This is a genomic window from Neisseria sp. P0022.S009 (genome assembly GCF_051956675.1).
Lineage (GTDB): Bacteria > Pseudomonadota > Gammaproteobacteria > Burkholderiales > Neisseriaceae > Neisseria.
Genome location: NZ_JBQCXE010000056.1, coordinates 1 through 484 on the forward strand (window position 1 = coordinate 1; position 484 = coordinate 484).

1 protein-coding gene is annotated in these 484 nt (G+C 61.8%); it reads left to right on the forward strand.

The window, feature by feature from the left end:
• A partial coding sequence (locus ACTHUG_RS11415; protein WP_440422286.1) for an ABC transporter permease subunit occupies positions 1–484 on the forward strand: 484 nt, incomplete at both ends.

Here is a 484-nt window from a genome sequence, read left to right on the forward strand (position 1 = left end):
TGTGCTGTCTGCTGCCTTTGGCGGCGGTGTGGCTCAAGGCGGTATCGGCAGGCTCTTCGTGGGCAGTCTTGCTGGAAGCGCAAACGTGGGCGGCGGTGTGGAATACCGTCCGTTTCTCTGCGGCAGCCGTGGCGGCAGCAACGGTTTTGGGCGTGCTATATGCGGCAGCGGCACGGCAAATGGCGTGGTTGCGCGCGCTGATGTTTTTGCCGTTTATGGTGTCGCCCGTGTGCATCGCCTTCGGCGTTTTGCTGCTCTATCCGCAGTGGACGGCTTCGCTGTGGCTGCTGACGGCGACTTACGCGCTGTTGGCGTATCCGTTTGTGGCCAAAGACGTACTGGCCGCGTGGGATGGTTTGCCCAAAGATTACGTGGCGGCGGCGCGCACCATGGGCGCAAACGGTTTTCAGACGGCCTGTTATGTCACCGCACCTTTATTGAAACCGGCTTTGCGGCGCGGCCTGACTCTGGCTTCGGCAACGTG